The sequence below is a fragment of the Paraperlucidibaca wandonensis genome (assembly GCF_042677145.1).
Classification (GTDB): domain Bacteria; phylum Pseudomonadota; class Gammaproteobacteria; order Pseudomonadales; family Moraxellaceae; genus Perlucidibaca; species Perlucidibaca wandonensis.
Genome location: NZ_JBHTIT010000001.1, coordinates 1,908,739 through 1,933,998, shown reverse-complemented (window position 1 = coordinate 1,933,998; position 25,260 = coordinate 1,908,739). Strand labels below are relative to the sequence as shown.

The 25,260-nt window shown below is 54.5% G+C and carries 20 protein-coding genes and 1 pseudogene; 17 read left to right on the top strand and 4 right to left on the bottom strand.

What is annotated here, in order from left to right; translation table 11 throughout:
- The first annotated feature begins 24 nt into the window (after window positions 1-24).
- The 6 genes from ACFQ0F_RS09155 to ACFQ0F_RS09130 all read left to right on the top strand — a co-directional run bounded on the left by ACFQ0F_RS09155 (window position 25) and on the right by ACFQ0F_RS09130 (window position 7,719).
- Complete coding sequence (locus tag ACFQ0F_RS09155) at window positions 25-1,650, top strand: acyl-CoA carboxylase subunit beta (RefSeq protein WP_379071357.1); 1,626 nt, start codon at window positions 25-27, stop codon at window positions 1,648-1,650.
- Window positions 1,651-1,671: 21 nt separating this feature from the next.
- Complete coding sequence (locus tag ACFQ0F_RS09150) at window positions 1,672-2,568, top strand: enoyl-CoA hydratase/isomerase family protein (protein WP_379071354.1); 897 nt, start codon at window positions 1,672-1,674, stop codon at window positions 2,566-2,568.
- Window positions 2,565-4,592, top strand: a complete 2,028-nt coding sequence (locus tag ACFQ0F_RS09145) for an acetyl/propionyl/methylcrotonyl-CoA carboxylase subunit alpha (RefSeq protein ID WP_379071351.1) — start codon at window positions 2,565-2,567, stop codon at window positions 4,590-4,592. The genes ACFQ0F_RS09150 and ACFQ0F_RS09145 overlap by 4 nt, the downstream gene beginning before the upstream one ends.
- Before the next feature lie 126 nt (window positions 4,593-4,718).
- Entirely contained in the window at window positions 4,719-6,296 is a 1,578-nt protein-coding gene (locus ACFQ0F_RS09140) for an alpha/beta hydrolase family protein (RefSeq protein ID WP_379071348.1), read from the top strand.
- Window positions 6,293-7,210 carry an oxygenase MpaB family protein gene (locus tag ACFQ0F_RS09135; RefSeq protein ID WP_340675996.1) on the top strand — a complete coding sequence of 306 codons (918 nt, stop codon included), beginning with the start codon at window positions 6,293-6,295 and terminating at the stop codon, window positions 7,208-7,210. The genes ACFQ0F_RS09140 and ACFQ0F_RS09135 overlap by 4 nt, the downstream gene beginning before the upstream one ends.
- A 29-nt stretch (window positions 7,211-7,239) precedes the next feature.
- Window positions 7,240-7,719 (top strand): hypothetical protein, encoded by a 480-nt coding sequence (locus ACFQ0F_RS09130; protein ID WP_340675997.1) that lies wholly within the window; start codon window positions 7,240-7,242, stop codon window positions 7,717-7,719.
- 102 nt (window positions 7,720-7,821) lie between these two features.
- Here ACFQ0F_RS09130 and ACFQ0F_RS09125 read toward each other — a convergent pair whose 3' ends face one another.
- Complete coding sequence (locus ACFQ0F_RS09125) at window positions 7,822-9,648, bottom strand: phosphoenolpyruvate carboxykinase (GTP) (protein ID WP_379071344.1); 1,827 nt, start codon at window positions 9,646-9,648, stop codon at window positions 7,822-7,824.
- A 283-nt stretch (window positions 9,649-9,931) separates the two neighbouring features.
- Between ACFQ0F_RS09125 and gcvT the strand changes: the two genes are divergently transcribed.
- The 7 genes from gcvT to ACFQ0F_RS09090 all read left to right on the top strand — a co-directional run bounded on the left by gcvT (window position 9,932) and on the right by ACFQ0F_RS09090 (window position 18,200).
- Window positions 9,932-11,020, top strand: a complete 1,089-nt coding sequence (gcvT, locus tag ACFQ0F_RS09120; RefSeq protein WP_379071342.1) for a glycine cleavage system aminomethyltransferase GcvT — start codon at window positions 9,932-9,934, stop codon at window positions 11,018-11,020.
- Between the two features lie 47 nt (window positions 11,021-11,067).
- Window positions 11,068-11,451: a glycine cleavage system protein GcvH gene (gene gcvH / locus ACFQ0F_RS09115; protein ID WP_379071340.1), complete on the top strand. Its 384-nt coding sequence runs from the start codon at window positions 11,068-11,070 to the stop codon at window positions 11,449-11,451.
- 86 nt (window positions 11,452-11,537) lie between these two features.
- Window positions 11,538-12,896, top strand: coding sequence for an aminomethyl-transferring glycine dehydrogenase subunit GcvPA (gcvPA, locus tag ACFQ0F_RS09110; protein WP_379071337.1), 1,359 nt, complete (start codon window positions 11,538-11,540; stop codon window positions 12,894-12,896).
- Between the two features lie 5 nt (window positions 12,897-12,901).
- Complete coding sequence (gcvPB, locus tag ACFQ0F_RS09105; protein ID WP_340676002.1) at window positions 12,902-14,359, top strand: aminomethyl-transferring glycine dehydrogenase subunit GcvPB; 1,458 nt, start codon at window positions 12,902-12,904, stop codon at window positions 14,357-14,359.
- Between the two features lie 14 nt (window positions 14,360-14,373).
- Window positions 14,374-15,570, top strand: a complete 1,197-nt coding sequence (locus ACFQ0F_RS09100; RefSeq protein WP_379071334.1) for a class I SAM-dependent rRNA methyltransferase — start codon at window positions 14,374-14,376, stop codon at window positions 15,568-15,570.
- A 132-nt stretch (window positions 15,571-15,702) separates the two neighbouring features.
- Window positions 15,703-16,992, top strand: a complete 1,290-nt coding sequence (locus tag ACFQ0F_RS09095) for a two-component system sensor histidine kinase NtrB (RefSeq protein ID WP_379071331.1) — start codon at window positions 15,703-15,705, stop codon at window positions 16,990-16,992.
- Window positions 16,989-18,200: a response regulator gene (locus tag ACFQ0F_RS09090; RefSeq protein ID WP_340676005.1), complete on the top strand. Its 1,212-nt coding sequence runs from the start codon at window positions 16,989-16,991 to the stop codon at window positions 18,198-18,200. Before ACFQ0F_RS09095 ends, ACFQ0F_RS09090 begins: the two co-directional genes overlap by 4 nt.
- Here the strand turns inward: ACFQ0F_RS09090 and ilvA are convergent.
- On the bottom strand, window positions 18,186-19,697 hold the full coding sequence (ilvA, locus tag ACFQ0F_RS09085; protein WP_379071327.1) for a threonine ammonia-lyase, biosynthetic: 1,512 nt from the start codon (window positions 19,695-19,697) through the stop codon (window positions 18,186-18,188). The two genes, ACFQ0F_RS09090 and ilvA, sit on opposite strands and share 15 nt — an antisense overlap.
- A gap of 78 nt (window positions 19,698-19,775) precedes the next feature.
- Between ilvA and rpiA the strand changes: the two genes are divergently transcribed.
- From rpiA to ACFQ0F_RS09065, 4 genes and pseudogenes are all read left to right on the top strand, one after another.
- Window positions 19,776-20,453, top strand: a complete 678-nt coding sequence (gene rpiA, locus ACFQ0F_RS09080) for a ribose-5-phosphate isomerase RpiA (protein ID WP_340676007.1) — start codon at window positions 19,776-19,778, stop codon at window positions 20,451-20,453.
- Window positions 20,454-20,484: 31 nt separating this feature from the next.
- A complete protein-coding gene (locus ACFQ0F_RS09075; protein WP_340676008.1) occupies window positions 20,485-20,901 on the top strand; it encodes a YeeE/YedE family protein in 417 nt (138 codons plus the stop codon).
- A gap of 1 nt (window position 20,902) precedes the next feature.
- Entirely contained in the window at window positions 20,903-21,316 is a 414-nt protein-coding gene (locus ACFQ0F_RS09070; protein WP_379071323.1) for a DUF6691 family protein, read from the top strand.
- Window positions 21,317-21,339: 23 nt separating this feature from the next.
- Window positions 21,340-21,678, top strand: a pseudogene (locus tag ACFQ0F_RS09065) (beta-lactamase hydrolase domain-containing protein); the annotation flags it as partial.
- Window positions 21,679-21,802: 124 nt separating this feature from the next.
- On the opposite strand, the gene ACFQ0F_RS09060 reads toward ACFQ0F_RS09065, so the two are convergent.
- Entirely contained in the window at window positions 21,803-22,768 is a 966-nt protein-coding gene (locus ACFQ0F_RS09060; RefSeq protein ID WP_340676011.1) for a hypothetical protein, read from the bottom strand.
- Window positions 22,765-25,137 (bottom strand): galactose oxidase-like domain-containing protein, encoded by a 2,373-nt coding sequence (locus ACFQ0F_RS09055; RefSeq protein ID WP_379071320.1) that lies wholly within the window; start codon window positions 25,135-25,137, stop codon window positions 22,765-22,767. Before ACFQ0F_RS09055 ends, ACFQ0F_RS09060 begins: the two co-directional genes overlap by 4 nt.
- Window positions 25,138-25,260 lie beyond the last annotated feature (123 nt).

Genomic DNA, 25,260 nt, shown 5'->3' with positions numbered 1-25,260 from the left:
CGGCACTGACAGAAGAGATTATTTATGACTATTTTAGAATCACGAATTAACCCGCAAGACGACACCTTCAAGGCCAATCGAGAAGGCATGTTTGATGCCATCAATGCCTTACGTGCAGTCGAAAGCTCGGTGATTGCCACCGAAGAAAAGGTCCGAGCGAAATACCATAAGCGCGGACAAATGCTGCCGCGCGAACGAGTGCACTTATTGCTTGATCGTGGTTCGCCATTTATGGAGCTGTCGACGCTTTGCGGCTACAAAATGCATGACGATAAAGACGGCTCGCTGGCGGGCGGCAATACCATCGCTGGCATTGGTTATGTAGAAGGCGTGCGCTGCCTGATCGTGGCGTCAAACAGCGCCATCAAAGGCGGCACCATGACGCCATTTGGCGTGCAAAAAACCTTACGCTTGCAAGAAATTGCGCTGCAGCAAAAGCTACCGGTGGTCTCCCTCATTGAGTCTGGCGGTGCCAACCTGATGTATCAGGCTGAGCTGTTTATCCCGGGTGGTAAAACCTTCGCCAACCAAGCGCGTTTGTCGGCGGCAGGCATTCCGCAAGTCACTGTGGTGCATGGCTCGTCAACCGCCGGCGGTGCGTATATGCCTGGTCTGTCGGACTACGTGGTGATGGTGCGCAAGAAAGCTAAAGTATTTTTGGCCGGCCCACCATTGCTGTTGGCGGCGACTGGTGAGATCGCTATCGACGAAGATTTGGGTGGCGCCGAGATGCACACCCAACAAGCTGGGACGGCAGAATTTTTGGCTGAGAGCGATGCTGACGGTATTCGTATTGCGCGGGAAATTGTCCGAGGCCTGCATTGGAATGCCGACAAGCCTGATGTGCCACGCTTAGCTGCTAAAGCACCGCGCTATGACATCGATGAGCTCTGCGGCGTGGTCTCTAGCGATTACCGCAAACCGTTCGATTGCCGCGAAGTCATCGCTCGCTTGGTTGATGACTCCGAGTTTCTCGAGTTTAAGTCCGAATACGACAAGCAAACCGTCTGCGGCCGCGCCGTGATTGATGGTCATGCTGTCGGCATTATTTCCAATAACGGCCCAATCACCACCGCAGGCGCGACCAAGGCTGGGCAATTTATTCAGCTCTGCTGCCACGCCAATGTGCCGATTATTTATCTGATGAACACCACCGGCTATATGGTCGGCACTGCTTCAGAGCAGGGCGGCATTGTTAAGCATGGTTCGAAAATGATTCAGGCCGTGGCCAATGCCACTGTGCCGCAAATCACGCTGGTGATGGGTGGCAGCTTTGGCGCCGGCAACTACGGCATGTGTGGTCGCGGTTTTGGCCCACACTTTATTTTCGCCTGGCCAAACTCGCGCACCGCAGTAATGGGCGGCGAGCAAGCTGCGAAAGTGATGTCAATTATCACGCGAGAAAAATGGATCAAGCAGGGCAAGGAAATTGGTGAGCAAGAAGAGGGCATCTTGAAAATGCTGGAGATGCAAATCATCAATAAATTTGACGAAGATTCGCATCCCTTTGCTGCCTCCGCGCGTCTGTTTGACGACGGCATTATTGACCCGCGCGACAGCCGCCGCGCCCTAGCATTGACCTTGTCGGTGTGCCGCGAGTCCCAGCGTCGTGAGTTGCGCCCTAATAGCTTTGGCGTTGCCCGTTTCTAAGGCACTGAGAAGGAGACTGTTATGCTACCTAGCTGCCAATTTTTACATCTTAGCCACGATGAAAGCGCCGGCATTTTACGCGTTTCGCTAAACCGTCCGGATGCACGAAATGCACTCACGGTGGAGATGCTCGCTGAGCTTATCGCCCTGTTTGAACACTTAAAGACCCGCGATGATTTACGCGTGGTACTGATGCGCGGTCACGGTGGCCACTTCTGCGCTGGTGCTGACTTAAAAGGCGTTTTTGGCGATGCGCAAAAGCCGGTAGTCGCCGGTGAAAAAGACCCTGTAGTGACCATGAATCGCGCCTTTGGCGAGATGCTGCGCGTAGCTGAGCGCATCCCGCAAGTACTGATTACTGTGCTCGAAGGCGGCGTGCTGGGCGGTGGCTTTGGTCTGGCTTGTGTGTCAGATATTGCCCTTGCGCATCAAGCAACAAAGTTTGGTATGCCAGAGACATCTCGTGGCTTGCCGCCCGCGCAAATCGCGCCTTTTGTGGTGCAGCGCATGGGGCTCACGCAAGCGCGCCGTTTGTGCTTAACCAGCGCACAGTTTAATGGCGATGCGGCGTTGCGCTACGGTCTTGTGCACGACGTATTTGCCGATGAGGCCGCGCTCAATACCTTGCTCGCCGATACGCTAAATCAAGTATTGCGCTGCGCTCCAGCAGCGAATGCGCGCACTAAAGAGATTTTGCTCAGCGTCGGTCATATCGACCCCGATGAAGTGCTGGATAACGCCGCTATGCATTTCGCCGCTTGCGTGCGCAGCCCTGAAGCACCGGAGGGTATTGGTGCATTTTTGCAAAAGCGCCAAGCCAACTGGGCTCATACCTTTACGGCCGATGATGTGGCGCAGGCGCAAGCCGCGATCACTCAAGACATCACAGAAAAGAATGTTCAGGAGACGGCACAATGAGCCGCTTTGATACCGTATTAATTGCCAACCGTGGCGAGATTGCCGCACGCATCATTCGTGGCTGCCGCAGCCAAGGTTACACAACGGTAGCCGTTTATAGCGATGCCGATGCGCAGGCGCGTCATGTGCTAGAAGCCGATACCGCCGTGCGTATTGGCCCTGGCCCGGTGGGCGAGTCGTATTTGTCCATTGAGAAGTTGATCGAAGCAGCGAAAGCTTCTGGCGCTGGCGCGATTCATCCCGGCTATGGCTTTTTGTCGGAGCGCCACGATTTCGCGCAAGCCGTGCAAGATGCTGGCCTTGTGTTTATCGGGCCAGATCCCGATGCCATCGAAGCCATGGGCAATAAAAGCGCGTCGAAAGTGCGCATGATTGCCGCCAATGTGCCGTGCGTTCCAGGTTATCAAGGCGCTGGCCAAGAAGATGATTTGCTGGTGGCTGAGGCCATCAAAGTCGGGCTGCCGGTGATGGTCAAAGCTGCTTCCGGTGGCGGTGGCCGCGGCATGCGTTTGGTGCATGAGGAGTCGGAATTAAAAGCGGCGATCCAGTCGGCGCGTAGTGAAGCCACTAACGCCTTTGGCGATGGCCAGCTGCTTATCGAGAAGGCTGTTCTCAATGCTCGCCATGTCGAAATCCAGATTTTTGGTGATCGCCACGGCACGGTAGTGCACTTAGGCGAGCGCGATTGCTCAGTGCAACGCCGCAATCAAAAAGTTATTGAAGAGGCGCCATCGCCTGCGGTTAGCAGCGAGTTACGTGCACGTATGGGCGAGGCTGCCGTTGCCGCCGCTAAGGCTGTGAATTATGTCGGCGCGGGCACGGTGGAGTTTATGCTCGCGGCCAATGGCGAGTTCTATTTTCTTGAGATGAACACGCGCTTGCAGGTTGAGCACCCCGTCACCGAAATGATTCATGACGTTGATTTAGTGGCCTGGCAGCTCATGGTGGCCAATGGCGATCCGCTGCCGATGACGCAGGCTGAGATTGATGCCCGTCGCCACGGTCACGCCATCGAAGTGCGTCTGTGCGCCGAAGATCCGGCCGCGGGTTTCTTGCCGCAAACTGGTCGCGTATTAACCTGGCATACGCCCTCTGGCGATGGCTTGCGCGCTGATCATTGCCTGATTGAAGGTGGTGTTATCTCGCCATTTTATGACTCGCTGCAAGGCAAGCTCATGGCTTGGGGCGAAACGCGCTTGCAAGCCATCCAAAAGCTCATTGCCATGCTTGGTGATACCGCACTGCTGGGTTTGGCGAGTAACCGCGATTTTCTCATTGAGCTGTTATCGCAGCCTGAGTTTCAAGGCCCGGGCGTGACCACCGGATTTATTGCTGACCAATACCCCGCTGAGCGCATCAAAGCCTTAGGCGAGCCTGACCATGTGCATCAAGCTTTAGCCGCTGCGTTGATGGTTGAGAGCGATGCACTGGCGCTGCAAAAAGCCAACGATCTCGATGCCAGTTTACTGAGCTGGCATAGTGCCAACACCGCACCGCTGGTGATGAAGCTCGCGCGTGGCGAAAAAACGGCTGTGCTCGAAGTTGAGTGCCTGCCCAATCGCGAATACCGCACTGACATCATCACCACGCAAGAAGAGGAAGATGAGGCCGCGCGCTCAGTGCGCTTGCTCAGCATCGATGGTTCGCGCGTGAGCTATGTTTCTGAAGGTCGCCGCTTGCAGGCGCATTTTGCTCGCACTGGCAGCCAGCTTTGGCTATCCACGCCGACCTGCACCGCTTGCTATGAAGATGTGACGTATCAACCTGAGCAAGGTGCTGAAGCGGGCAGCGATGGTCGCATTCTGGCGCCTATCGACGGCAAGGTGATGACGGTCTCTGTTGTTCCCGGCCAAGTCGTCGCCAAAGGTGAGCTGCTTTTAGTACTAGAAGCCATGAAAATGGAATTCCGCCTACAAGCGCCGGTAGCGGGCACGGTGGAGCTAGTGAATGCCGGTGTCGGCGCGCAGGTCGCATTGCGGCAGCTGATTGTTCAAATCACGCCTGATGAGGTGTCTGCCGAGTAGAAATATCGAAGCGCTTGTCGCCGTGCTAATGCTATTAAAATATAGAAGCACGGCTCAAGCTACGCTGTTGCAATCTGCATAAATACAACTTATGTTCGATCCAAAGAATAATAAGAGTAGTTTGCTATGCGTAGCACCCCAGCATTCGTTATTTTGGCGCTCAGTGCAGCGCTAGCCGCCTGCGGCGGCTCATCAGATTCAAACGCTATTGCGACACAAAACCCCGAAGCCGCCAAAGAAGACACTTCACCGCTCGCAGCACTAAGTGCCATTCCATTAGTTGGCGGTGTCTTGGGTGATGTCGCCGGTGGCGTGCCCGATGACCCGAAATGTGGCAGCTACACTTCGCCATCAGCCGAATTTGCCGCCTGTGAGGCAAAGAACTTTGCACGAATAAGCGAAGCACCTCGCGAAGAATTAACCAACCCTATCTTTGTCCAACGCTTACTTGCGCTAGGTCTAGTCAACACGGGCGACTACTTGATGCGCGCGCTCAGCGATCCGAGCAGATTATTACTTAGCCCACCCATGAGCGTGTCGCTTAATACGCCGCTAACACCTTTGTGTGCAACGTATGCCTTGCCTTGCTCTGGCGATCCATTTCGCTACCCAGACATCGATCCGTTTTATAAAAATGAAGCCGTTGTAGAGAAGATCGACTTCTATGATCGTGACTGTGCACGTTTGTCTGGTCGTGTTTGGCGCCCAATCAACAGCAATGGCAAGCTATTACCGACTGTAGTTATTGAGAATGGCTCTGTGCAGGCGCCCGAGCCGCTTTACTGGTGGATGGCGCAAGCCTTGGTGCGTAGCGGTTACGCGGTAATGACATTTGATCCGCGTGGCCAAGGCCGGTCTGACCAGCAAACACCGGCATTTGGTCAGGGCACGAATATCAATCCCGCCGTATTTTGGGAAGGCTTGGTTGATGCCATCGATTTTTTCCGCTCGACACCGAGCAAGCCATATCCGCATAACGGGACATGCCAAGCTAGCTACCCTACGGCTGTGACTGCGTTCAATCCACAATACGCCGTACAAGATAAAGACCGCTTAGGCATTGTTGGGCACTCTTTGGGTGGCACAGGGGTCAGCGTCGTGCAGTCATACGGAGCCACTGGCGCTGATCCATGGCCTGGCCTCATGGACGCCGAAAATCCTGTCGATGCAGTTGTTGCATGGGATGGTCTGGCTACGCCCGGCGCTGATGGTGGAGGCTTTATTCCAAGCATGAGCGAGCGGCCGCCTGTGGTGCCACGCGTGCCTAGCATGGGGCAAAACAGTGAGTACGGTCTTGCGCCTATGCCCAACTTGCAAGCTCCTGATCCTGAAGCCAAGCTCGGCCCATTCCGTGCTTGGCAAGCGGCTGGTGTGCCAGCGTATGAGTTCACCATTCGTGGCTCAACGCACTTTGAGTGGTCATTGATCCCACTATTCCCGGCGACGTCGTGGTGCCCCGAGGTCGTCGATAACAAGTGTGTTGGTGGCTGGGGTCGGCCGATGGCTGAGTTCTTTAGCATGGCTTGGCTAGATCGCTGGCTAAAGCGCAGTGGCGAGGCGGGATTTTCTGACGCCGATGCGCGCTTGCAAAGCCAGAGCTTCAATGAACGCTTAAGCTTTTATTCACGATCGGCTCGGGATTATCCGGCTAAATCGGGCCAGCGCGTGCATTGCGAAAACTTACTAGAGGGCTGTGCGCCATGAAGACGTATGGCAAGCGCTTTGGTTTTATGAATAATCCCGCTGTTGCCGCTGAGATTGCCAGTTTAGATGCAAAAAAAGACTGCCAGCGTATTGCTCATTTGCTCACAGCCTATGAGTTTTCATGGGATCTGACGCGCTCGCTAGAGGTCGCACTTTTTTACACTTACGGCAGCGACACAGTAGCCAGCCTGCTCGATAAAACCGGTGAGTTTGAGGCTCATGGGCAAAAGCGCTATGACGACACGCGCTTACTCATCGCCCATTTTATGGATACGGGCTGGGAGCACGGCGAGGGTGCTCGTGCCTTAGAACGCATGAATAAAACGCACAGCAATTACCGCATTCCGCAAGACGATTTTCATTTTGTGCTCTGGACCTTCATCGATTTCCCCATCGAATGGATGGCTAATTACGCACGCCGCGCCATGACAGCGCACGAGCAGCAAGCATGGTTTAACTTTTGGATAGGTATTGGTGAGCGCATGGGTCTGACAAATTTACCCGCTACCAAAGCCGAGCTTGATGCTGCTGTTGATGCCTACTGCCAGCAACACATGGTGCCCAATACGGCCTCCGCACGCGTAGCCGCTGCGACCGTACGCATCATGGAAAACTGGCTGCCTAAGCCGCTGCGTGGGCTTGTTAATCCGTCGGTCTATAGCCTGATGGAAGATGATCGCTTCATCGCCGCCGTGAGCCAACAACGTCCATCAAAAGCTTTCGCCACGATGGTGCGCAGTAATTTGAAGTTGCTTGGCAAAGTACGCAAGGTTTGGGCCATTGGTGCCTATCCACAATCGGTAAAAAGTACGCTCAACCGTACCTACCCAGGCAATCAATACGAGATCGAGCAATTACAGCCTGTGCACTTGCAGCGCCGTGAAGCGCGCGCTGTAGACAATGCGGTAGACTAAGTCGGTTTAGAGCAAATCGGAGCGCATCCATGCGCAGCGTATCGCTACATCCCATTGCCATTGTTTTATTAATCTTGCGTGTTGCTGCAGTGAGCGCGTGGTTGGTTGGCGAGTTGCATTGGGGCTCGTTAATGGCGGGTATTACCGCTGTGCTGGGCTCGCTATATTTTCCATTGGTTGCCACTATTTTAGGCTGCATCGGCGCTGTGCAAGTTTGGGGCTGGCCAATTTGGGTGGCAGTGCTCGTGTTTTTGCCCGGGCTGGTGTTATCTATTGCGGCGCTGCTCGGCATTGGTGCGGCAGGCTTTATGGCTTGGCGCAAACCGGAAGTGCGGCAGGCGTTTCGTTGGGCGAAAGGCCAGCGTGCTCAACAAGAGCGCTATAGCGCTGGCTCGGCAACTCAATCGGAAGATGAGCCTACTTATACCAATCGCCGCCCACAGCAGCCCGCAAGTGGCCGTACGCTAGAGGGCGAGGTGATTAGCTCGCGAGTTGATCCTCCAAGCTAAGCTTTTATTTAGCAATGAAAAAGGCCTGCATTAGCAGGCCTTTTTGTTTAAACACATCGTCACCCCATAGCGATATAAAGCGCCGCTGTGGTGTGACGAAGCTTATGCTTTTAAGCGTTCAATCAAGCGATCTTTCGCTTCTACCAATTCTTTTGGCAAGTTGTGTGCAAGCTTTTCAAACAGTTCTTCATGCAGCTTGATTTCGATATCCCAGTCCGCTTTGTCGAGGCTGATAACTTGCTCAAATAGCGGTTGAGCAAAGTCTAGGCCATTCCAGCGAATATCTTGGTAGCGTGGGCTGATGCCCATGGCATGTTCTGTGCCTTCAGCTTCTTCTTCGATGCGATCGATCATCCATTTCAGAATGCGCGTGTTTTCGCCAAAGCCTGGCCAGATGAACTGACCGTCAGCATCTTTACGGAACCAGTTGGTCTTGTAGATGCGCGGCAGCTTAGCGCCGGCGGCTTCAAGCTTGGCACCAAGGTTTAACCAATGTTGGAAGTAGTCGCTCATGTTGTAGCCGGCGAATGGCAGCATGGCGAATGGGTCGCGGCGGACAACGCCTTGAGCGCCAAACGCAGCAGCCGTTGTTTCTGAGCCCATGGTAGCGGCCATATAAACGCCCTCAACCCAGTTGCGTGCTTCAGTCACGAGCGGCATGGTGTTGGCGCGACGACCACCGAAAATAAAGGCATCAATAACAACGCCATCGGGGTTATCCCATTCGCTATCGAGCGCAGGGTTGTTAATTGCGGAGACTGTGAAGCGTGAGTTCGGATGCGCAGCTTTGCGGCCGCAATCTGGCGTCCAGTCATTGCCCTGCCAGTCAACCAAATGCGCTGGAGCGGCGCCCAAACCTTCCCACCAAACATCGCCGTCATCGGTGAGCGCGACGTTGGTGAAAATCACGTCTTTGTTCAGCGACAGCATACAGTTTGGGTTGGTTTTCATATTGGTGCCGGGAGCAACACCAAAGTAACCGGCTTCTGGGTTGATAGCGCGGAGCTGGCCATTGGCATCTGGTTTGATCCAAGCAATGTCGTCGCCAATAGTGGTGACGTCCCAGCCAGGCATGCCTGCTGGTGCAATCAGCATGGCAAAGTTGGTTTTGCCACAGGCCGATGGGAAAGCAGCGGCCACGTGATATTTTTTGCCTTGTGGATTGGTCACGCCAAGGATGAGCATGTGCTCGGCTAGCCAGCCTTCGTCGCGGCCCATAGTGGAGGCGATGCGAAGCGCGAAGCATTTTTTGCCGAGCAGGGCGTTGCCGCCGTAACCAGAGCCGTAAGACCAGATTTCACGAGTCTCGGGGTAATGCACAATGTATTTTTCAGTTGGGTTGCAGGGCCAAGCCACATCAGCTTGACCTGGTTGTAATGGTGCACCAACGGTGTGCATGCAAGGTACGAAATCGCCATCGGCGCCGAGCACATCAAACACAGGGCGGCCCATGCGGGTCATTTTCTGCATATTCACGGCAACATAGGCGCTGTCGGAAAGCTCAATGCCAATGTGGGCAATCGGTGAGCCTAATGGGCCCATGGAGAATGGCACTACGTACATGGTGCGGCCAGCCATACAGCCATCAAATAATGGGTTCAGAATGGCGCGCATTTCAGTTGGCGCTTTCCAGTTATTGGTTGGGCCGGCGTCTTCTTTTTTCTCGGAGCAAATGAAGGTGCGATCTTCAACGCGGGCGACGTCGGATGGGTCGGTCCAGGCTAAATAAGAGTTGGGGCGTTTTTCGGCATTAAGTCGCTTGAAGCTGCCGGCGGCGACTAAGGATTCGCAGAGAGCATCGTATTCGGCGTCGGTGCCATCGCACCAATGAATAGCGGCAGGCTTGCAGAGAGCCGCCATTTCAGTGACCCACGCCACCAGGCGTGCGTGTTTGACGTAGGCGGGGGCATTTATGGCGACGTGTGTCATGACAACTCTCAAGGACAGGGGAATGGCAGCCGCAGCTGAGCTAGTAGATCACAGCAAATTCAATGAATTAGCACAGAGATAGCGGCAGTTCGAGCAGATTATATGCGAAATTGCACAAGCGTGGGGCGTAAAAAGATAGGCAGCAGCTGCAAGCTAGGCCAAATGGCCTGCTGAAAAAAATGAATTTTCGCAGCTCATGGCCAGCGAAGGCCATCTGCGAGTAAAATGCGCCACGTTATTTCACGCGCTATTTCATTAGCAGCTAAAATACAAGGAGTTAGTGATGGGTCAGCGCACGTCGTTGTATCAAGCACATGTCGCGCTCGGTGCCCGCCTAGTAGATTTTGGCGGCTGGGATATGCCCGTGCAATATAGCTCGGTGATCGATGAGCATCATGCTGTGCGCCGTGATCAAGGCATGTTTGATGTCTCACACATGACTTTTATCGACCTCACTGGCCCCGACGCCGTGGCGTATTTGCAGAAGCTTTTAGCCAATAATGTCGCCAAACTCAAATTGCCGGGCAAGGCCATTTATTCGGTCATGCTCAATGATGCTGGCTGCGTGCTCGACGACCTCATTGTCTATGCGCCCACACCTGAACAGCCAGAACTCTGGCGCGTCATCGTTAATTGCGGCACTCACGACAAAGACATCGCGTGGATGCAACGCCAAGCCGCAAGCTTTCGCATCAGCCTAAAAGAGCGCACCGATCTTGCCATGATTGCCGTGCAAGGCCCGAATGCTCGCGCCACCGTTGAGCGTCTGCTCGGCGAGGCTCGTGCCCAGCGCATTGCCGAGCTCGCCCTGTTTCAGGGCGTAGACTTAGGCGATGACTGGTTTGTCGCGCGTACCGGCTACACCGGTGAAGACGGCCTAGAAATCATGCTGCCCAATGAGCAGTCAGGAGCATTTTGGCAACAGCTGCTCGATGCCGGCGTTGCGCCTTGCGGCCTAGGCGCACGCGATACTTTGCGTCTAGAAGCAGGCATGCCGCTTTACGGTAATGACCTAAGCGAAAACGAATCGCCACTGAGCTCCTGTGTGGCGTGGAGCATTGATTGGGCGCATGACTTTATTGGCAAAGATGCGCTAGTTGCGGAGCGTGATGCTGGCGTTACTCATCAGCTTGTTGGCCTCGTGCTCGAAGGTAAGGGCGTGTTGCGCTCACATATGCGCGTGATAATTGAAGGCGTGGCGGATGGTGAAACCACGTCTGGCACCTTCTCGCCAACGCTGCAGCAATCCATCGCGTTTGCCCGCATTCCCCTGACAGATGCCACGCAAGCCCATGTCGATGTACGCGGAAAGTTATTGCCTGTGCGTATTGTGAAACCCATGTTCGTGCGCCGCGGCGCTGCGATCGTTTAAGCTTTTTTAAAACCTATTGAGTCGGCTTCTGCCGCATGAGAGATTCCATGAGCCAATTACCTGCTGAATTGAAATACGCCGCTAGCCACGAATGGGCTCGCTTAGATGGTGATGTTGTTACCGTCGGTATCACCGATCACGCCCAAGATGCACTCGGCGACTTAGTTTTCGTTGAATTGCCAACCGTAGGCGATGTAGTCAGCGCTGGCCAAGAAGCCGGTGTGGTGGAGTCGGTTAAGGCCGCCTCAGATATTTACGCACCAGTATCGGGCGAAATCATTGCCATCAATGAAGCCTTGGTTGATGCACCAGAAATCGTCAATACCGAGCCCTACACTGGCGGCTGGTTGTATCAAATCAAAATTACCGATGCCGCTGAGCTAGATGAGCTGCTCAGCGCTGAAGCATACGCCGCAAAGCAAGACCACTGATTCTTCGCTAAACCATTGGGCCCTGCTTGCTCAGGGCTTTTTGCTATTGAATATGCAGCGCCGACGCCGGCCTGCTGGAGTGAATGATGCCGTTTATCCCGCATACCGCTGGTGATGTGCGCCGCATGCTCGACACCTTAGGTGCTGAGTCGCTGGACACCTTGTTTGATGAGATTCCGCAGGCGCTGCGCTCGGGCCCGCTAACCGGCATTGCTGATGGCCTGTCGGAAATGGACGTGACGCGCATGATGCGTGAGCGTAGCGAGCAAGATGCTGGCGCGCTCTGCTTCTTGGGCGCTGGCGCCTATGAGCATCATATTCCAGCGGCGGTATGGGACTTAGCATCGCGCGGCGAATTTTTGACCGCCTACACGCCGTATCAGGCCGAAGCATCGCAAGGCACGCTACAAGTTATTTACGAATTCCAATCGATGATGGCGCACATCACTGCCATGGACGCTAGCAACGCCTCGGTCTACGACGGCGCTTCTGGTCTGGCCGAAGCCGTGCTGATGGCCATCCGCGCTAATAAGCGCTCGAAGTCACGCCGCATTTTGATGCCACGCACGGTGTCACCGATGTATCGCGCCGCTGCTCGCGCCATTGTTGAAGGTCAGGACATTGAACTGGTCGAGCTCGACTATGACCATGCGCAAGGCCGTATGGATCCAGCCTCTTTGGCAGCGTATGAAGGTGAAGATTTTGCCGCGCTAGTGATTCCGCAACCAAACTTCTTTGGCGTGCTGGAAGACGTACATGTGCTCACCGACTGGGCGCAGGCGCAGGGCATGTTGGTTATTGCTGTGGTGAACCCGATGGCACTGGCCTTGTTCACGCCGCCGGGCGAATGGGGCGCTACTGGCGTCGATATCGTCGTTGGTGAAGCCCAGCCTTTTGGTATTCCGTTGTCATCAGGCGGCCCGTATTGCGGCTTTATGTGCTGCAAAATGGCGCATATCCGCCAAATGCCTGGCCGTATCATTGGCCGCACCGTCGATCTCGATGGCAAGCCTGGCTATGCCCTCACGCTGCAGGCGCGCGAGCAACACATCCGCCGCGCCAAAGCGACATCGAATATCTGCACCAACCAAGGTTTGGCGATGACTGCCGCGACCATTTACCTAAGCCTGTTGGGTGCTGAAGGTTTGGAGCGTGTGGCTTTGGCCTCGCATCAAAACATCCAGTCGCTGACGGCAGATTTGCCCGCTGGCGCAACTCGTGCGTTTGCTGCGCCGGTGTTTCATGAACAGGTCATTCGTTTGAATCAGCCCGCAGAAGCTGTTTTGGCGAAGATGGCCGATCAAGGTGTGTTGGCCGGCGTCGATTTGACTGCAGATTATCCGGAACTGGGTTCGGCTATCGTGGTGTGTACCACGGAGACGAAAAATGCCGCCGATTTGGCGCGTTATCGTGCAGCGCTTAGCGCCGCCTTGGCTTCGGAGTAATCGCCATGACTTTGATTTTTGAACGTGGTGAAACTGGCCGCCGTGCTACCTCGCAAGCGCCACAGCAACACGCCGATTTAACGGCTATTCCTGAGTCACTGCGCCGCCGTACGCGCGCGATTTTGCCGGAAGTGTCTGAGCTGCAAGTGGTGCGTCATTACACCAACTTATCGCGCAAGAACTTCTCCATCGACACGATGTTCTACCCTCTGGGTTCGTGCACGATGAAGTACAACCCGCGCGGTGCTCATCGCGCCGCCATGTTGCCGGGCTTTTTGCAGCGCCACCCACTCGCGCCTGAGTCACACTCGCAGGGCTATTTGGCCTGCCTGCATGACTTGCAAGAAACGCTGATGGAAGTCACTGGCATGAAGGGTGTGTCGTTAACACCTATGGCTGGTGCGCAGGGCGAATTTGCCGGTGTCGCGATGATTCGTGCCTATCACGAAGCCCGCAACGACATTGAGCGCGTTGAAATGCTCATCCCTGCAGCGGCACACGGCACTAACCCCGCAACGGCCGTGATGTGCGGCTATAAAGTCCGCGAGATTCCTGTGTTGGCCAATGGCGACGTCGATCTAGAAGCCTTGAAAGCCGCTGTTGGCCCGCAAACCGCTGGCCTGATGATGACCAACCCATCGACTTGTGGTGTGTTTGAGCAGCAGATCAAAGAGATCGCCGAAGCCGTGCACACAGCTGGCGGCCTGCTGTATTACGACGGAGCCAACCTCAACGCCATTTTGGGCAAAGTTCGCCCCGGCGATATGGGTTTTGACGTGCTGCACATGAACTTGCACAAAACCTTCGCCACGCCACACGGCGGCGGCGGCCCAGGTGCTGGTCCAGTCGGCGTCAGTGCACGTTTATTGCCATATATGCCAACGCCGATTGCCGGTAAAAATGACGATGGCAGCTATCGCTGGCTCACGGAGAAAGATATTCCTGGCACTATCGGCCGTTTATCGGCGTATATGGGCAACGCCGGTGTGCTGCTGCGCGCGGCCTACTATGCCTATGCGCTTGGCCGCGAAGGTCTGCATCGCGTTGGTGAGTACTCCACGCTCAACGCCAACTACTTGATGAAGCGTTTGGCCGATGCCGGCTTCCAGCTCGCCTATCCTGAGCGCCGTGCCTCGCACGAATTCATCATTAGCTTTGCGAAAGAAGCCAAAGAGTTAGGCGTGAGCGCGATGGATATTGCCAAGCGTTTGCTTGACTATGGCTACCACGCGCCAACGACTTACTTTCCGCTGCTAATTCCAGAGTGCTTCCTCATTGAGCCGACCGAAACCGAGTCGCCTGATGAGCTCGATGGCTTTGCTGAAGCCTTGATCAAAATCATGGAAGAGGCGCGAACCACACCAGAGATGGTGCGTAATGCTCCGCATACCATGCCAGTGCGCCGTCTTGATGATGTGCGCGCCGCGCGTGAGCTGGACTTAGTCTGGCGCCCGCAAGCTTAACTACTGAGATAACCATGACTGATTTGCCCCGTTTACGCTTAAAGACCAGTGAAGAGCGCCGTTTGCGCGAAGGCCATGTGTGGATTTTTTCCAACGAGGTCGACATTGCCGCAACGCCGCTGAAAGCAATAAACCCGGGCGATCAGGTTGTTGTCGAAGATAGCAAAGGCAAGGCTTTAGGCTTGGCGATTGTTAATCCCAACGCCTTGATTTGTGCGCGCCTGTATAACCGCGATGTCGCACATCCCTTGTCGACTTCACTGTTTGTGCATCGCCTGCAAATCGCACTAAGCCTGCGTGAGCAATGGTTCGACGAGCCGTATTACCGTTTGGTTTATGGCGATAGCGATGGCTTGCCGGGCGTGGTCATCGACCGTTTTGCCGATATTTTCGTTGTGCAAATCTCCAACGCCGGCATGGAACGGATGAAGTCGGAACTTGTTGATGCCATAGTGAAAGTCTTCAAGCCCAGCGGCGTCTTGTTCAAAAATGACGGCAAAATGCGTGTTGTTGAAGGCCTAGATTCCTATGTCGAAGTCGCTTACGGCGAAGTGCCTGATCGCGTACCTTTGCGCGAAAATGGTGTGGCCTTTGAAGCATTGGTGCGTGAAGGCCAAAAAACCGGCTGGTTCTATGACCACCGCGATGCCCGTGCGCGCTTAAAAGGCTTGGTCGAAGGCAAGCGTGTGCTCGACGTGTTCTCGTATTTGGGCGGATGGGGCGTGCAAGCTGCCGTCTTTGGTGCCGCTGAAGTGCATTGCGTCGATGGCTCGGAAAAAGCCTTAGATCAACTTATGCGCAATGCCGCACTCAACGGTGTTGAGTCGCGCGTGCAGACTTTGCAAGGCGATGCCTTCGACGCACTGACAGCGCTTAAGCAAGAAGGCGAGCGCTTCGATGTCGTCATTATCGATCCGCCAGCCTTTATTACCCGTCGCAAAGATCATAAAGCCGGCCTGCAGGCTTATCGCCGCATCAATGAGCTGGCCATGCGCCTGCTTAATCGCGACGGTCTGCTGATTAGCGCATCTTGCTCGATGCATTTGGGTCGTAACGAACTGGTGGATGTGATTCGCGCCAGCTCGCGTCATATCGATCGCCAAGCGCAGATTGTTCATCACAGTCATCAGGGCGCTGACCACCCGATTCACCCAGCGATTCCTGAAACTGAGTATTTGAAGGCCGTGTTTGCGCGCGTGTTACCGATCTAGTTAATCGACAGAGTGAGGGCAGCTGATAGCAAGAAAGGCCCCGACCTCCTAGCTAGCGGCCATCGCTCTCGCTAAAGAAACACGCTCTCGTGCCGATATAGAGTTACTTCTTAATTCGCCACGAGAGCCCTCATGTCGGACTCTTCACTGCTCAATGCCTTGTCGGAAGACGAGCTCGCCCACGCGCTCCTGCAACAGCAGGTAGCGCTGTTTGAGCGCGCGCTCGACGATATTGCCGAACACACGCCTGAAATTTCGCTCAATCAAGCCGCGGCTCGCGTAGGTGGTCTAAAAAGCCCTGTGCCTGGCTTGTGGTTGGTTATTACCTCTGACTTATACATTCAGCATGCCAACGAACAGGCAGGGCGCTTGCTCGATATGCAGTCGGTGGCATTGCTCGGACGACCATTGGCTGAGTTTTTGCCGGACGCGAAAGCACTGCTGTCGCAAGTCATTGACTCGCAAGATGCCGAGATTACCGTTGAGGCGCAATTTCGTGGCTATGATGGCCAGCCAGTGCCGGTCCTGCTGTCTATTGCCCAAGAGAAAGATACGCAAGATCGCGTGCAATACGTGCTCATTGGCGTCGATCTTCGGGAATATCACCGAATTGAGCTCTTGCAGCGTCAAGCTCACAAGTTAGAGGCTATGGGCAGTTTGGCGGCCGGGATTGCCCATGAGATCAATACGCCGCTGCAGTATTTAGGCGATAACCTAAGCTTTATTGATGAAGCCTGCAGTGAGTTATTGGATGTTTTGGCGCTAGCTGAGCAAGAGACGAGCAAGTCACCCGCAATGAATGAGTTGCTGCAGCGTATCGACTCGACATTTATTCGTGAGAATCTGCCGGCTGCGCTGAAACGCAGCCAAGAGGGCGTGTCTCGAGTACGCGACATTACTCGCAGCATGCGCAGTTTCACTCACATCAGCGAGACCGCGAACCCTGAGAATATGGCTGTACTAGTGCAGGAAGCTATTACGCTTTCTGCACATGAGGTGAGTCAGGTCGCCAAAGTGGTTCTTGAGCTGCAGGATGTGCCTGCCGTGATCTGTCGTCGCGATCATATAGTGCAGGTTCTGATTAACTTACTCACCAATGCCTGCCATGCCATCGATAGTCGCCTGAATATGCAGATAGACTCAGGTCAGCCAGGCCAAATCACCATCGTTTTGAGTCAGCATGAAGGTCATATTCGCTTGGTGGTGAGTGATAATGGCAGCGGCGTAGAAGAGTCGCTGCGGCATCGAATTTTTGACCCATTTTTCACCACCAAAGCTGTTGGTCAAGGTACAGGCCAAGGCCTGCCTATTAGCCGAGCGCTTATTGTTGATCAACATAAAGGTAAGCTGTGGTGTGAGCCTGCTGTGCCGCAGGGCGCCAGCTTTATCATTGAGCTACCCATACAGGGCGTGTCGACATGAGTGCGGAGCTGCCTCAAATCCTATGTATTGATGACGATGTGCAGGTGCTACAAGGCCTGAGGTTGTCGCTACGCCAGCTAGGCGAAGTGCATCTCGCTGAAAGTGGTGAGGCGGCACTGGCACTGCTTGCTGACTTGCCGCGGCTGGCGGTGATTATTTGCGATATGCGCATGCCAGGCATGACCGGCGATGCAGTTTTGGCGCAATGCCGCCAGCGCAGCCCATTGGCCACACGCATGCTTTTAACTGGCTATAGCGATATCGATGCCGCCATGCGCGCAGTCAATCAAGGCCATATTTTTCGCTTCCTCAATAAGCCTTGCCCGCGCGACGAAATTCATCTCGCGGTGAACGATGCTTTAGCGCAATACCGTTTGGTGACTGCTGAAAAAGAGCTGCTAGAGAAAACAGTTAAGGGTTGTATGCAGGCGCTAGTTGAAGCCTTGGCGATGGCTAGCCCAGCTAGCTTTGGTCAGGCTCGGCGTATTGCTGATTTAGTTCAGGGCGTGAGTACGCGATTGCAGTTGGAAGCGTCTTGGGCGAGTTCGATGGCGGCCATGCTAGTGAATCTGGGCATGGTCAGCCTGCCGGTGTCATTGCAGGAAAAGGTTATGCGTGACTTGAAACTGAGTCAGGCTGAGCAGCGTGATCTTGCTTCGGCGCACCAGCGTACTTGGGATTTGCTGGCCAATATTCCGCGTATTGAGCCAGTGTTGGAATTGATTTGTGCGATTGAGCCGAGCTTGGCGCATAAGAAGCGATTGTCGTCGTTTAGCTTAGCCGATCAAGCCCATGTGATTCGCGTGGTGCAGGCTTATGTACGGCTTGAGGCATCGGGTTTGCCGACGAGAGAGGCCATGGCCATGCTGGCTGAGGTCTACGGCGATGATGGCCGAATATTGCAGGCGCTGCATGAGGAGCTTGGGCCGCAATCAGATATTTCGCGCCAGCTGAAGCTCACGCCAGATATGTTGCGTGAAGGCATGGTGTTGCTAGAGGCGGTGAATACCCCGCGCGGAATATTGCTGGCGCCGGCAGGCTATGTGGTCAATGACAGCTTTGTTGAGCGGCTAATCTATAACTGCCCAGAAATGAAAGATGAGCGTATTGCGGTGCTGATTCCGCCTGAGCTGATTGGTTATTTACATCATCAGCTACAGACGAAAGGTGCGGGCCCTGATGAGCCCGAGGCGCTAGCGAAAGAATAGCTGATAAGCTGGGTTGGCGCTTTCATCGGCGTAGGGATAACCCACTGCATCTAGCGATTTGATTAGCTCTTTCAATGGCTTATCGCCAAGCTGCAAGCCAATCAAGACGCGGCCATAAGCGGCGCCATGGTTGCGGTAATGAAATAATGAAATATTCCATTGCGTGCCTAGCTCGCTTAGAAATGCCATGAGCGCACCGGGGCGTTCAGGAAATTCGAAGCGGAATAAGCGCTCATCGCTGAGGCCAGCATGGCCACCGACCAAATGCCGCGTATGCAATTTCGCGGTTTCATCGTCAGATAAATCCAGTACTTCGTAGCCTTTCTTTTGCAGGCTACTAACTAGTTCCAAGCGCGCATCGAGCCCGGGCTTGAGCGACACACCCACGAAGACATGCGCGGCGGTAGCACTGGCATAGCGATAGTTGAATTCGGTGATATTACGTTTGCCAATAGCTAGGCAGAAGGCTTTGAAAGCACCGGCTTTTTCGGGAATGGTCACTGCCATCACGGCCTCGCGGCCTTCGCCTAATTCGGTGCGCTCGGCAATATGGCGCAGGCGATCAAAGTTCATATTGGCGCCAGAGTTAACTGCCACCAATGTCTGCTGTGTCACGCCTTCGCGCTGCACATATTTTTTCAGGCCGGCGATGGCGAGTGCGCCCGCTGGCTCAGCAATCGAGCGGCACTCATCGAAAATATCCTTGATGGCCGCGCAAATTTCATCGGTATTGCAGGTGATGACTTCATCGACACAGTGCTGAGCAATCTCGAATGTGTATTTGCCGATTTGCTTGACGGCAACGCCATCGGCAAATAGACCGACGTGCGGCAGCACCACGCGCTTGCCGGCCTTCATGGCAGCAGCTAAGCAGGCAGAGTCTTCGGCCTCAACCGCGATAACACGGATTTCTGGTCGCACATGTTTGATATACGCCGCCATGCCAGCCATCAGGCCGCCACCGCCGCAGGGAATAAATACCGCATCGATTTCGCCGCTGTGCTGGCGCAAGATTTCCATCGCCACCGTGCCTTGACCGGCAATAGTGTCAGGGTCATCGAAGGGATGAACGAAGGTATAGCCCTTCTCATTCATCAGCTCTTGAGCGTAGGCAAAGGCTTCATCGTAGTTGTCGCCATGCAACACAGCCTGAGCACCCAGCGCACGCACGGCATTCACTTTGATGTCGGGCGTGGTTTGCGGCATGACAATCACGCCTTTGATGCCGAGCTTTTTAGTCGCCAAGGCCACGCCTTGGGCATGATTTCCCGCCGATGCGCAAATCACGCCACGAGCACGATCAGCCTCTGGCAGCAGGCGGATTTTGTTGTAAGCGCCGCGCAGCTTGAAGGAAAACACTGGCTGTAAATCTTCGCGTTTTATTAGCACACGATTTTTTAGGCGCTTCGAAAGCAGGGCCGCTTCATCGAGTGGGCTTTCAATAGCTACGTCATAGACGCGAGCCTGTAAAATGCGTTTGACGACGGCATCGAGCATGGTCGGATAACTCTTAAGCAATGGCAGTGAGTATACTACGCGACATTATCCCTGCCCGTGATGCCCGTGGAGTTTGCTATGCCCGCTGTTTTATCTGCCGATGCCCTAAAACGCGCTGTTGCCGAGGCCGCCATTGCCTATGTGCAGCCGGGTGAAATACTTGGTGTTGGCACTGGCTCTACTGCCAATGCCTTTATTGATGCGCTGGCCAGTGTCAAAGGCCACGTGAAAGCGGCGGTCGCGAGCAGTGAATCCACCCGTGAGCGTCTGCAGGCTATTGGCATAGAAGTGGTGGATTTAAATCAGGTCGACCGCATCAGTATTTATGTCGATGGCGCTGATGAAATCACTCCGGCCTTGGCCATGATCAAGGGCGGCGGCGGCGCTTTAACGCGCGAGAAAATTGTCGCGGCATTGGCCGATAAATTTATCTGCATCGCCGACTCCAGTAAGTTGGTTACCACTTTGGGTACATTTCCATTGCCAATAGAAGTGATCCCGATGGCGCGCTCGATGATTGCTCGCGAGTTGGTGAAAATGGGTGGCAGCCCGGTCTATCGCACCGGTTTTGTCACCGATAACGGCAACGTCATTTTAGACACTTACGGCCTGCACATTAGCGATCCAGTCGAGCTTGAGCAGCGCTTGAATAACCTTACCGGCGTTGTTACCAACGGACTTTTTGCTGCGCGTCCTGCTGATGTTTTGTTATTAGGAACAGTCGATGGTGTACAAACCCATCATCGCCAGACATAATACAAAAACATAAACTATTGAGTGTCATGGCATGGCTATCCCTGAGAGTTTCCAAGCGGGCTTAATTGGCGGTATGGCGATTGGTTTTGCGTCGGTCGTGCTGATGCTTGGCATCGGCCGAATTGCCGGCATTAGCGGCATTGCTGGCAGCTTATTACAGCGTATTCCGAATGATGAGCGGGCTTGGCGTCTGGCATTTCTGCTCGGCCTTATTGGCGTTGGTGTGCTCATGGCACCGGCAGTAAGCTTGCCCACTGAAGGTAATTATTTGCTGCTCGGCATCGCTGGCGTATTGGTTGGTTTTGGCACACGTCTCGGCAGTGGTTGCACCTCAGGTCATGGCGTGTGCGGATTGGCACGTCGCTCCATGCGCTCATTAACTGCCGTGATAGTTTTCATGCTCAGCGGCTTCATCACCGTCTACTTTTTGCGTCACGGAGGTGCATAAGATGGGCATCATCATGGCGTTATTAGCGGGTGCGGTGTTCGGCTGGGGCCTGATTTATTCCGGCATGTCCGACCCGTACAAAGTGCAAGACTTCCTCGATTTAGCCGGTAATTGGGATGCTACATTGGCTTTCGTGATGGGTGGCGCAGTTGCCATCACCGTGCCGGCCTTTGCGCTGCTGCGGAAGCTGCCTAAGCCATTATTTGCCGCAAGCTTCAGCTGGCCCAGCATCAATATCATCGATAGCAAACTAGTTATCGGTGCCATGCTCTTTGGCATCGGCTGGGGTTTATCTGGCCTTTGCCCAGGCCCAGCTCTGGTCAATATTGGCACCGGTCAGGGCGACATTTTATTTTTCTGCGTCATGCTGCTGGCGGGCATGTGGCTACATGACCGCTTGATGCTCAAACGCTAATAGTTACCAACGAGAGTATTGCTATGCCCATGGACACAAGCTCGCTGAGCATTCCAAACCTGCTGCACATTGCTCCTAACGAATATGTTGGCGGGTTTGTCTCACCGGAGTCGCTGAGCGAAGTTGCGGCCTTGGGCTTCACGCATATCATCGATATGTTGCCTGAGCATGAGCACGGTGGTTTCGATGAGGCCGCAATGGCCGCTGAACTTGGCCTGTATTACGTGCATCTGCCGATAGTTGGTGGTCATGACTTAAATCGTAGTAATGCCGAGGCGCTTGATGCGCTGCTGGCCAGCGTCGGTGAGACGCCGGTGTTGGTGCATTGCATGAGCGGAAATCGCGTTGGTGCTTTGTTTGCCTTGCGCGCGGCATGGCTCAAAGGCATGAGCCATGATGAGGCGCTGCTAGAAGGCCGCCGTTATGGCCTTACCAAGCTTGAGCCTTTGGTGGTGCAGTTGCTGCAGCAAGGCTAGCAGCCCTACGTCATTGATACTGCGTCGTAGTCGGCGCGGTGTCACGTTTCGGCGCTTTCACCCATCGACTTTGGCCATTTAGCACAGTGGCTTTGCCATCTATGAGTAGCGTGATATTCCAGCGTTGCACAGCTTTCGTTGACGCTCCAGCGGCAGGCAATGTGCGCGGCTCCACCCAGGTATAACGCGGCGTGGCCGATATCTTTTGCCAGGCCTGTGCTTGCGCTTGCCGTAGCGATGACTGCACCGCTGTCTTTTGCCACAGGGCGCTATGCGTATTGGCAAAAGTGCCTTTGGCATTTAACCGCAAAAATGGCTGCTTTTGATCATCTAAAACCTCCACTGTCTGCCGGCTGCTATTGCTCAGCATCAGGCCAAAAGGCTGGCCGGGGATGAGTAATATCGACACGCCTTTGGGCAATTTTGGCGCACTCTGCCAGCTTGATTGCCACAGTCCATTAGCCAATGCCGCAACAAATTTACCGCTGATGACGGCATCGACATCGCCATAACGTACGGGAATACGCCAGCTATCGCCCTTGGCGTTTTCGACTTTCAGGCGCTCATCGAACCAACCCCAATGCGAGGTTTTGCGCACCATGCGCCAGTCGGGTTTATCGCCTTCGCCATCGATGGTTTTGCGATGCGGCAGGCCGCCAGGCAAGTAGCTATCGAGCCAGGTCTGATGGCGGACATTGGCATCCACACCTGCGCTACTGACGCGTAAAAATGGCTTGCCATCGTTAGCTAAAATCACCAAAGGCTTAGCGGTTTTATTGTCTATCACCAGTTGCGCGCCCAGTGTTTCGACCAGCTGCACAGTGACACCTTTTAGCGCATTCGGCAGAGGGTCAATGCTGGCGCGCCTGTCTTCGTTATGAGCAGCGTGTGACCATGCGGTGGAGCTTATAAGGCTAGTTAAAACAACAGCGGCCAGGCGTAAGCCCGGCCGCATTGAGTAGCGAGTATTGATCATCGTTGCGCAACCACCGGCTGCGCTGTGCAGACAGGGTTAGTGGTTTCAGGGGTGGTCACGCGCAATGAAGTCGACTCCGACGGGATGCGCTCGCCTTTGGCATTTTCTGTGATGACAAAGAGCATATAGGCGCCAGCTGGAGTTACTGCTTTTTGTATAGGCATACGTGCATTGAGCGTGTTGCCTGAACGCGTGAAGGGCAGTGACACGGTGCGCTGATCGCCATCGACAATGTGTGTGAGCGTGGTGCGTTTGACCAAAACCACATCGACAATATTGTCAGCATTCGCGACACCAATGTTTAAGTTATCGCCGTGTGTGGCACGAGCTGGCGCGCTGGTAATGCTTGGGCGTGGGCCAAAGACATAGGGTGGGCTATAGATTTCGAAGCTAGGGTCGCGGCCGTCGTTGGGTGATAAGCCAGGGATATTGATCGAGAAAGCGTATGCGGTGTTAATGGGTGAGTGGCCACCGATCAAGATGCGACCATCGGGCAGCAGCATGGCGGTGTTGTGGTAGGTGCGTGGATTGTGCGCGGTTGCCATCTCGGTCCATGTTTCTGTTGCTGGATCGAACATCTCTGATTTTTTGATCGGGCCGCCTAAGCCGGGCAATACAACTTCGTCACGGTCAGCGCCAGAAAACACCATGACTTTGCCCGTTGGCAGTAGCACACCAGTGCCATACCAACGTGGTGTGGTCATATTGCCGGTGATGCGCGAGACATACTCCATGCTGTCGTCTTCAGCGATATTGATGCGGTCGATGCGCGATAAATTAGTCGGGAAGTAGGAGCCTGGGCTGCCCACTGTGATCAAGCCGAGCACGCCGCCGCCAGTGAGGAACTCAGCGTGATCATAACGGCCTTGCTCGTTGGGCTTTAACGGCATCTGGATGGAGAATGTGGAGCCACGGAAGCCTGAGCCAATAGCGTTCATCAGTGTGCCGGACGGGTCGCCGCTGAGTGCATCGGTGAGTGGGCTAAGTGCAGACATTGGATCTTCTAAAATGCTGCCGAGCAAGCCAGTGAGCGTCGATTGAATATCGGCGGCGGCATCTGGATTAGTGATATTAAGTGCCGAGCCAATACGGTCTAGGCCCATTTTATTGAACTGTAATGGCAGGCCTGCGTAGCCGAGGTCGGTCCATTTATTAGTATCGGGGCTATAGGCAGCGACAATATTCCACAGGGCTTGGTCGTAGGACTGGCCGAATGGGTTGAAGGCTTGGCCGCCGGCGTTATAGAGCACGTAGCCATTAGGTAATAAATGTTGGCGTGGATACAGCGGTAATGAGCGTTCGCCGCCACCGCCGTTGCTTGACCAAGTGCCGCAGCCAAAATCGTAAGTTTCAGACTCTGTGACATTGCGGCCTGAGGTTAAGGGGTTTTCTGGATATACCGGTTTGATCAGCTTAGTAACGCCAGAAGTAACAAAGATATTGCCATTGGCTAGAGTAGTTAGCGACGGGTACCAGCGACCATTTTTCATATCGCCTGTTTTCGACCAGCTATTATTAGCAGGGTCAAAAATACGCGCATTTTTAATGCCTTCGAGTTCTGATAGACCAAGCGCGATTGGGCCATCTATGCCGGGTTCAAAATAATAGTCAGTGCCGCCAACAGCCATGATGCGGCCATCCGCCAGCATTTCTAAGTCTGCGCAAAATAGCGCGCCGTCATTATTGTTTCGTTTTCCTGCTGTGTCAGTTAGGCCGCCGGGCAAAATCACGGTCGATTTCGCACCGTCAGGGTTGGCGCCACCATCAACTGGCGTTGGTTGCATCCAGCCGGCCTTACGGCCGCGGAGGCTCATCACACGTGTTTGGTCATTGGTGACAACCGCGCCTGCTTCGAAGAAGATCGAGAACTCGGCGTCTTCTGTGCCCTCAAGCGCGTTGAAATAAAGCACGCGACCATCCTCAAGCAGAGCAACGGAGCCAGCAGCTGGTTTGCATTCAGTTGGGCGACCATCGGCATTGCGAATGCAGCGATCGTCCTGCGGAACCATTTTTAATGGGTTTTTCAGGTTGCCTTTCGACGTTAGCAGGCCCATGGAATCGAGCAGGCCATCGAGCATGTCTAGTGGGTTTGCGCTGGCCTCTGCGGCTTCTTCGTCTGCCACTTCGCGGGCCATGGCCTTCATGCTGCTAGGGCCAAACGGCTCAACAAATGGCTTAGTGAAGCCGCCATTTTTCATGCACTCGTCGGTCGTGCAGTCGGGCTCGGAAATATTTGATTGGCCGGTTTCGCGTGCGCTGATGCCATTCGCTGAGCTGCTATTGCTAGAGCTACCACCGCAAGCGGCAAGCGCAAGTGAGGTGCCAACGAGGAAGAGTGGCGCTAGTTTGTTTCTTGTTATTTTTTGCATGATTTTGTAATCCTGACACAAGTCGGGAAATACTGGTCACTAAGTAAACACTTGGCAAGTTAGACAAACCCACTCTCGATGAGTGGCAGGAATTCGCGCTAAACGGTCGTATTTGTCTAATCG